Annotated in this window: 6 protein-coding genes; 4 read left to right on the top strand and 2 right to left on the bottom strand. The window is 69.9% G+C overall.

The window, feature by feature from the left end:
* A partial coding sequence (locus tag ACWELQ_RS31785; protein ID WP_452400724.1) for an acetyl-CoA acetyltransferase occupies nt 1-1,043 on the top strand: 1,043 nt, incomplete at its 5' end.
* On the opposite strand, the gene ilvD is transcribed toward ACWELQ_RS31785, so the two are convergent.
* Nucleotides 1,044-2,897, bottom strand: coding sequence for a dihydroxy-acid dehydratase (ilvD, locus tag ACWELQ_RS31790; protein ID WP_452400725.1), 1,854 nt, complete (start codon nt 2,895-2,897; stop codon nt 1,044-1,046).
* A 122-nt stretch (nt 2,898-3,019) separates the two neighbouring features.
* Here ilvD and ACWELQ_RS31795 point away from each other — a divergent pair, with 122 nt between their 5' ends.
* The gene (locus ACWELQ_RS31795; RefSeq protein WP_452400726.1) at nt 3,020-3,607 is read left to right on the top strand and encodes a TetR family transcriptional regulator; all 588 of its coding nucleotides are present in this window, start codon (nt 3,020-3,022) and stop codon (nt 3,605-3,607) included.
* Here the strand turns inward: ACWELQ_RS31795 and ACWELQ_RS31800 are convergent.
* Nucleotides 3,604-4,482, bottom strand: coding sequence for an alpha/beta fold hydrolase (locus ACWELQ_RS31800; RefSeq protein ID WP_452400727.1), 879 nt, complete (start codon nt 4,480-4,482; stop codon nt 3,604-3,606). The genes ACWELQ_RS31795 and ACWELQ_RS31800 overlap by 4 nt on opposite strands.
* 101 nt (nt 4,483-4,583) lie before the next feature.
* On the opposite strand from ACWELQ_RS31800, the gene ACWELQ_RS31805 reads away from it, so the two are divergent.
* Both ACWELQ_RS31805 and ACWELQ_RS31810 read left to right on the top strand, forming a co-directional pair.
* Nucleotides 4,584-5,834, top strand: coding sequence for a BTAD domain-containing putative transcriptional regulator (locus ACWELQ_RS31805; protein WP_452400728.1), 1,251 nt, complete (start codon nt 4,584-4,586; stop codon nt 5,832-5,834).
* Nucleotides 5,835-5,975: 141 nt separating this feature from the next.
* Nucleotides 5,976-7,439 (top strand): hypothetical protein, encoded by a 1,464-nt coding sequence (locus ACWELQ_RS31810; RefSeq protein ID WP_452400729.1) that lies wholly within the window; start codon nt 5,976-5,978, stop codon nt 7,437-7,439.
* The last annotated feature ends 23 nt before the right edge of the window (nt 7,440-7,462 follow it).

Consider the following 7,462-nt stretch of genomic DNA (forward strand, 5'->3'; position numbering starts at 1 on the left):
GCCAAGGTCATCTCGGTGGCATGCCCGCCACCGTGCGTCCCGAACTCTGGGGCGTCCCGGCCACCCGCCACGAGGCGGCCTGCGCCTCCGGCAGCATGGCCGCCCTCGCCGCCATGGCCGACCTCGAATCCGGGCGCTACGACTGCGCTCTCGTACTGGGCGCGGAACTGGAGAAGACCGTGCCCGGGGCGCGGGCTGCCGCCTACATGGGCGCGGCGGCCTGGGCCGGGCACGAGGCTCAGGACACCGATCTGGTGTGGCCCACCCAGTTCGCGGCCATCGCCGAGGAGTACGACCGCCGCTACGGCCTCGACCCCGCGCATCTGCGTGCGATCGGCGCACTCAATATCGCCAACGCGCGACTGAACCCGGTTGCCCAGACCCGCGATTGGTCCTACACCGAGGAGAGCTTCACTGCCGACGACACCGCCAACCCGCCGGTCGCCGGGGTGCTTCGCCGCCAGGACTGTAGCCAGATGACCGACGGCGCGGCCGCCGTGATCCTCGTCTCGGACCGATTCCTCCAGCGGCACAACGATATCCGGCCCGCTGACACCGCGGTGATCTCCGGCTGGGGGCACCGCACCGTCGGGCTGCCCCTGGCGGAGAAGTTGCGGGTCTCGGCCGATCAGCCCTATGTCTTCCCGCACGTCCGCACCGCAGTCCTCGACGCGCTCTCTCGTGCGGGACTGGCCGATATCCACCAGCTCGGCGGTGTCGAAGTACACGACTGCTTTTCCATGTCCGAATACGTTGCCATCGACCATCTCGGCCTGACCGCGCCCGGGGAGAGCTGGAAGGCCATCGAATCCGGCATGATCGGCCGCGACGGCAGCCTCCCGATCAACCCCGGCGGCGGCCTGCTCGGGATCGGCCACCCGGTCGGGGCCACCGGCGTCCGGATGCTGCTGGACGCCTACAAGCAGGTCACCGACCGGGCGGGCGACTATCAGCTGCCGGGTGTCCGGCGCTACGGCACCGTCAATATCGGCGGCAGCACCACCACGGTCGCGAGCTTCGTGGTCGAGACCGTGGACGGGTGATCAGTCGGCGAGCTTGGCCGGATCGCGGACCGCGCCCTTGTCCGCCGACGTGGCCAGCAGCGCATAGGTTTTCAGGGCCAGAGACACCTTACGGTCGCGGTTGCGGGGGCGATAGCCGCCGTTCGACTCCAATTCGGCACGGCGCGCGGCCAATTCGTCGTCACCGACCGCGACCGTGAGGGTCCGCGACGGGATGTCGATGGTGACCAGGTCGCCGTCGTGGACCAGGGCGATCGGGCCACCGGCGGCGGCCTCGGGGGAGATGTGGCCGACCGAGCAGCCGGAGGATCCGCCCGAGAAGCGGCCGTCGGTGATCAAGGCGCACTCGCCCGCCAGGCCGAGACCCTTCAAATACGAGGTGGGATACAGCATTTCCTGCATGCCCGGTCCGCCGCGCGGTCCTTCGTAGCGGATCACCAGCACATCGCCGGGCTTGATGCGCTTGGACAGGATGGCCTCGACCGCTTCCTCCTGGGACTCCAGCACCACCGCCGGGCCGGTGAAGGTGTGCATGTGCGCGGCCACACCGGCGGACTTCACCACCGCGCCGTCCGGGGACAGGTTGCCGCGCAACACCGCCAGACCGCCGTCGCGCGAGTACGCGTGCGCGGCATCGCGAATACAGCCCGCCGCCGCGTCCAGATCCAGGGTGTGCCAGCGCTCGGATTGGGAGAAGGCCGTCGCCGAACGCTTTCCGCCCGGCGCGGCGTGGAACAGGTCGAGCGCGGCCGGGGACGGCGTGGCGGCGCGCGCATCCCATTCGGCCAGCCACGCGTCCAGCGAATCCGCGTGCACCGCACGAACATCCCGGTGCAGCAGACCCGCCCGGTTCAACTCGCCCAGTAGCGCGGGGATGCCGCCCGCGCGGTGCACGTCCTCCATCAGATAGTCGCCGTTGGGGGCCACCTTGCACAGGCACGGCACCTGTAGCGACATCTTCTCGATATCGGTGAGCGTGTAGTCGAGACCGGCCTCCTGGGCGGCGGCCAGCAGATGCAGAACGGTGTTAGTGGAGCCGCCCATGGCCAGATCCAGTGCCATGGCGTTGTCGAAGGCGTTGCGGGAGGCGATGTTCCGCGGCAGCACCGAGGCGTCGTCGTGGTCGTAGTAACGCCGGGTGATGTCCATGACGGTCCGCCCGGCCGCCCGGTACAGCTCGGCGCGCGCGGTGTGGGTGGCCAGGGTGGTGCCATTGCCGGGCAGCGCCAGCCCGAGCGCCTCGGTGAGGCAGTTCATCGAATTGGCGGTGAACATGCCCGCGCAGGAACCACAGGTGGGACAGGCGTTCTCCTCGATGCGGGCCAGATCCTCGTCGGAGACGTCGGGGGAGACGGCCTCGGCCATGGTGACGATCAGATCGAGGCGGCGGCGCACGGTGCCGTCGACGAGGACCGCGGTGCCGCCCTCCATCGGGCCGCCGGAGACGAACACCGTCGGGATGTTCAGGCGCAGGGCGGCCATCAGCATGCCGGGAGTGATCTTGTCGCAGTTGGAGATGCACACCAGTGCGTCGGCGCGGTGGGCCTCGACCATGTACTCGATCGAATCCGCGATCAGATCGCGGGAGGGCAGCGAATACAGCATGCCGCTGTGCCCCATGGCGATACCGTCGTCGACGGCGATCGTATTGAACTCGCGCGGAATGCCGCCCGCCTCCCGGACCGCCTCGGAGACCATGCGGCCGACCGGTTGCAGATGGGTGTGGCCGGGCACGAACTCGGTGAAGCTGTTCGCGATCGCGATGACCGGCTTGCGGCCGATATCGGCGGAGGGAACCCCGCTGGCCCGCATGAGGGCGCGAGCCCCGGCCATATTCCGTCCGTGCGTGACCGTGCGGGAGCGCAACTCGGGCACGATGCCACCTCCTCCTCGTCGCCGACCGATCCACAACCAAATGGTTGCAACCGTGTGGTTGGAGTTTGCCATACGGGTGAGCCCAACCGCAACCGTATGGTTGGAGATGGTTGGATGGGGCTATGGCGTGGGATACCGAGCGAACCAGAAGGCTGCTACTCGAGGCCGCCGTGCACGAATTCGCCGAACGCGGGCCGGACGGGGCTCGCGTCAATGCCATCGCCGCCCGCGCGGGCATCAACAAGGAACGCATCTACCAGTACTTCGGCGACAAACGTGGCCTCTTCGAGGCGGTGCTCACCGACCAGCTCGAACAACTCGCCGCGGCCAGTCCGCTGTCCGCCGACACCGCCGGAGACCTCGCCGACTACGCGGGCCACGTCTTCGACTTCCACCGCACCCACCCCCAATTCCTGCGGCTGATGTACTGGGAAGGGCTGCAACCCCAGGACGGCGAACTCCCCGCCGAATCCGCCCGCGCCTCCCACTACGCCGACAAGGTCGCCGCCCTCGCCTCCGCCCAGCACGCGGGCACCCTCCCGTCCGACGTGGCCCCCGGCTACCTCCTCTACGCGGTAGCCGCCCTCGCCGCCTGGTGGTTCGCCGCCCCCCAGGTGGTCCGCATGATCCTCGGCGCCGACACCGACAACCCCGAAGCCCTCCGCGCCGCCCTCGTCACCCTGGTCCGCCGCCTCGAGGTGCGCCGCTAGCGTCGCACCAGTTCTCTGATCGCCCGGACAACGTCGGTGGGTGACTCCTCGGCCATGAAATGGCCGCAGGTGACGGTCTCGTGTTTCAGGTCCGGAGCCCAGGCGCGCCACAGCGATTCGGCGTCGAAGCCGAGCGCCGAACCCCAATCCTGTTGCAGGACGGTCACCGGCATGCGGAGGGTGTTGCCCGCCGCGCGGTCGGCGCGGTCGTGGTCGACGTCGATATTCGCCGAGGCGCGGTAGTCGGCGACGATCGAGGGCACCGCGTGACGGCAGGCCCGGAGGTACTCCTCGCGGATCTCGGCCGGGATGGCCTGCGGATTCCTGGTCCAGGCGTCGAGGAAATGGCCGAAGAAGGCGTCCGGGCTCGCGCCGATCAGCTGTTCCGGCAGGCCGACCGGCTGGGCCATCAGGTAGAGGTGGAAGCCGATGGCGCCCGTCAGTCCGTGCATGACCTCCCACATGTCCAGGGTCGGCAGCACGTCCAGCGAGGCCAGGTGGGTGACCCGGTCGGGATGGTCGAGGGCGGTCCGGAGGGCGACCAGCGCACCCCGGTCGTGCCCGGCCAGCGCGAAGGTCTCGTGGCCGAAAGCCTGTGCCAGCGTGACGATGTCATTGCCCATGGTGCGTTTCGAGTAGGCGTCGCCGGCGGTGTTGAGCGGCTTGTCGCTCTTGCCGTAGCCGCGGAGATCCGGGCAGAGGACGGTGTGGTCGGCGGCCAGGTCCGTGGCGACATGCCGCCACATGAGATGGGTCTGCGGGAAGCCGTGCAGCAGCACGATCGGGCTGCCGGATCCGGCGACCGCGGTCTCCAGGGCGACCCCGTCGGCGACGGTGACGCGCTGGTAGTCGAATCCGGGGATGCGAGGGCTCATGGTGTTCCTTGTCTTCGGGGCGTGGATACCCGAGGAGCCTGGCCGGGGTCGCTCAGTGATCGGTCAGCAATGACTCAGTGTCGGGATGGCCGGGTTGTCCGATGTTGTCGATAGAGTCGGCGGGCGTGGTGACCTTCCAGGTCCTCGGCCCGCTGCGGGCCGAGGACGAGCGCGGACCGCTGGCCCTCAAAGGCCCGCGGCATCGCGCGCTACTGGCTCGCCTGCTCCTCGCGCACGGCCGCGTGGTTCCGCTGACTCAGCTCATCGACGACCTGTGGGAGCGGCCGCCCCGCGACCCGCACGGGGCCATCCAGACCTTCGTCTCGGACCTGCGCCGCAGTCTCGAACCCGACCGCAAGCCCCGCGAGCCTGCCCGCGTTCTCGTCACCGTCGCACCCGGTTACGCCTTGCGGGTCACGCCGGGGCAGGTGGACGCGGACCGCTTCGAGTCCCTGATCCGTGCGGCTGCGGATCTTGTGGGCGGCAACCTCGAACCCGGCGGCTCCGATCTCATCGTGCCATCAGGTCTCGCACCCGGCCGGGCGGATGCGCGATCTCGAGCCGATTGCACCCGCCGGTCGGATCTCACCGGCGCGCTGTCGGATCTGGATGCCGCTCTGCGACTGTGGCAGGGTCCCGCCTACGCCGAGTTCGCCGATCAGCACTGGGCGCGCGCCGAGATCGACCGCTTGCTCGAATTGCGCTCCCTCGCCATCGAACAGCGTGCCCTCGCGCTGACCGGGCTGTCACGCCACGCGGAGGCGGTCGTCGCCCTCGAATCCCACCTCCGCGAGCATCCGCTGCGCGAATCCGCCTGGCACACGCTGGCTCTGGCGCTCTACCGCTCCGGCCGCCAGGCCGACGCCCTCACCGCCCTGCGCACGATCCGGACGGCGCTCCGCACCGAACTCGGTGTCGACCCGGGCCCGCGCCTGCGCCAACTCGAATCCGACATCCTCACCCAGGCGCCGGGTCTCACACCACGGATTCTCCGCGCCGACGCCCGGGCGGAAACGCCGACGGCCTCGGAGTCGTCCCCGCCGACATCCGACGGCGATTTCGCGGTCGCCGAGGCCGCGCGAACCGGCACCGACGATGTCGGCACGGTGGCGAACCGGCGTGTATTGCTCGGGCGCGCGGCCGAACTGGCGAGACTGCGCGCGGTCGCCGAGGAGGTGAACGAGCGCGGGCAGGCGCGGGCGGTGCTGATCTCCGGCGTCGAGGGAGTTGGCAAAACCGCGCTCGTCGAGGCGTTTTCGGCGGGACTGCGGGATCAGGGGTGGACCGTCGCGTGGGGATCCGACCCCGCCGACGGTGGCGCGCCACCGTACTGGCCGTGGACGCAGATCTAGGCGGCACTGGCGGCGGCGGGTCCGAGCACACCACCGCTGGACGACACGACCGCGAGCCCGAGCACGGATCCGGCGGTCGGGCGGTTTCACACCCGGCGGGCCGCGGCGCGGTACCTGGAGACGGTCGCGCGGGGCGGACCGGTGCTCATCGTGTTCGACGACCTGCATTGGGCGGGAGTGGAAACCCTGGAGTTGCTGACCGCGTTCGCGACCACACCGGTGGCGGGACCGGTGCTGTTCATCGGCACCTACCGGGACACCGACGTGAACGCGACCCTCGCGGCCGCGCTGGCCCGGATGGCGCGCGCCGAGCCATCGCGCATCCAACTCGGCGGCCTGAACGCGCACGACACCGAGAACTTGGTGCGCACCGTGGCAGGCCCCGGGATCGAGGCCACGGCAGCACAGCGGATTCACGCTCGCGGACAGGGCAATCCGTTCTTCACCCGAGAGCTCGCCCGGCTATGGGCCGATGAGGGCAACGCAGCACTGGAGTCGGTCCCACCCGGAGTCCGCGATGTCGTCCGCCACCGCCTCCGGCGCTTGACCGACACCGAACAGACAGTGCTGCAACAAGCCTCGATAATCGGCCCCGACATCGGCGCCGAACTACTCCTCGCACTCGCGACGCCCGCCGAACCCGTGGACGCCGAGCGCACGGACATTGTGCGTACGGAGATTGATCGGGTGGATGCTGCGGTGGAGGTGGGGTTGCGGGCTGGGTTTCTGGTCGAGTCGGGTTCGGCAGGTATTGCATTCGCGCATGCGCTGGTGCGTGATGTGGTCTACCGGGACATTCCCGCGCCGCGCCGGTCGGCCTGGCATGCGCGGGTGGGGGCGCTGCTGGAGGCGGCCGGGACCGCCGATATCGATCTGCTCGCACACCATTTCGCGCGGGCGGCCACCCGCGCCACCGCGGCGCGAGCCGGAAAGTACTCGAGCGCGGCCGCGTCGGCCGCGGAGCGAGTATTCGCGCCACACGAGGCCGCACGCCTATGGTCCGATGCAGTCACGGCCTACAAGCGCGTCGGTGACCAGCGTTCCGAGCTCGAAGCCACCATGGGCCTGGTCCGTGCACTCGCCCTCACCGGCCGTCTCCCCGAAGCCGGAACCCTTCGCGCCGAGTCGATCCGGGCCGCCGAACACCTCGACGACATCAACCTCACCGCCCGCCTCCTCGTCGCCTTCGACGTCCCCGCACTCTGGACCGACCCCGACGACCCGGCCCTCGCCCGCCTCGTCGCCGACACCGCCGAACGCACCCTGCGCTCACTACCGCCCAGCACCTCGGCCCCGCACGAGTCCGGCACCGGCCTTCCCTCCAGCGGCGACGTCTCTTCGAGCCCAGTCTTCCTCTCGGACAACGACTTCTCCTCCGGGGCCGATCTGGAACTGCGTTGCCGCCTGCTCATTACCGTCGCGCTGGAATTGCGGGCGAGCGACACTCTGCGTGGGGGCGCGGCGGCGCGGGAGGCCGAAAGGCTTGCGGCACGGCTGGACCGCCCTGAGTTGCTCGCCCTGGCTCTCAACGCCCGCTTCATGCAGAGCTTCCACCTCGCGGGACTGGCCCCCGAACGTGCAGATCTCGGCACCCGGCTGTTCTAAATGTCGCAGGCTCACGGCCTGAT

The sequence above is a fragment of the Nocardia sp. NPDC004722 genome, assembly GCF_053601505.1.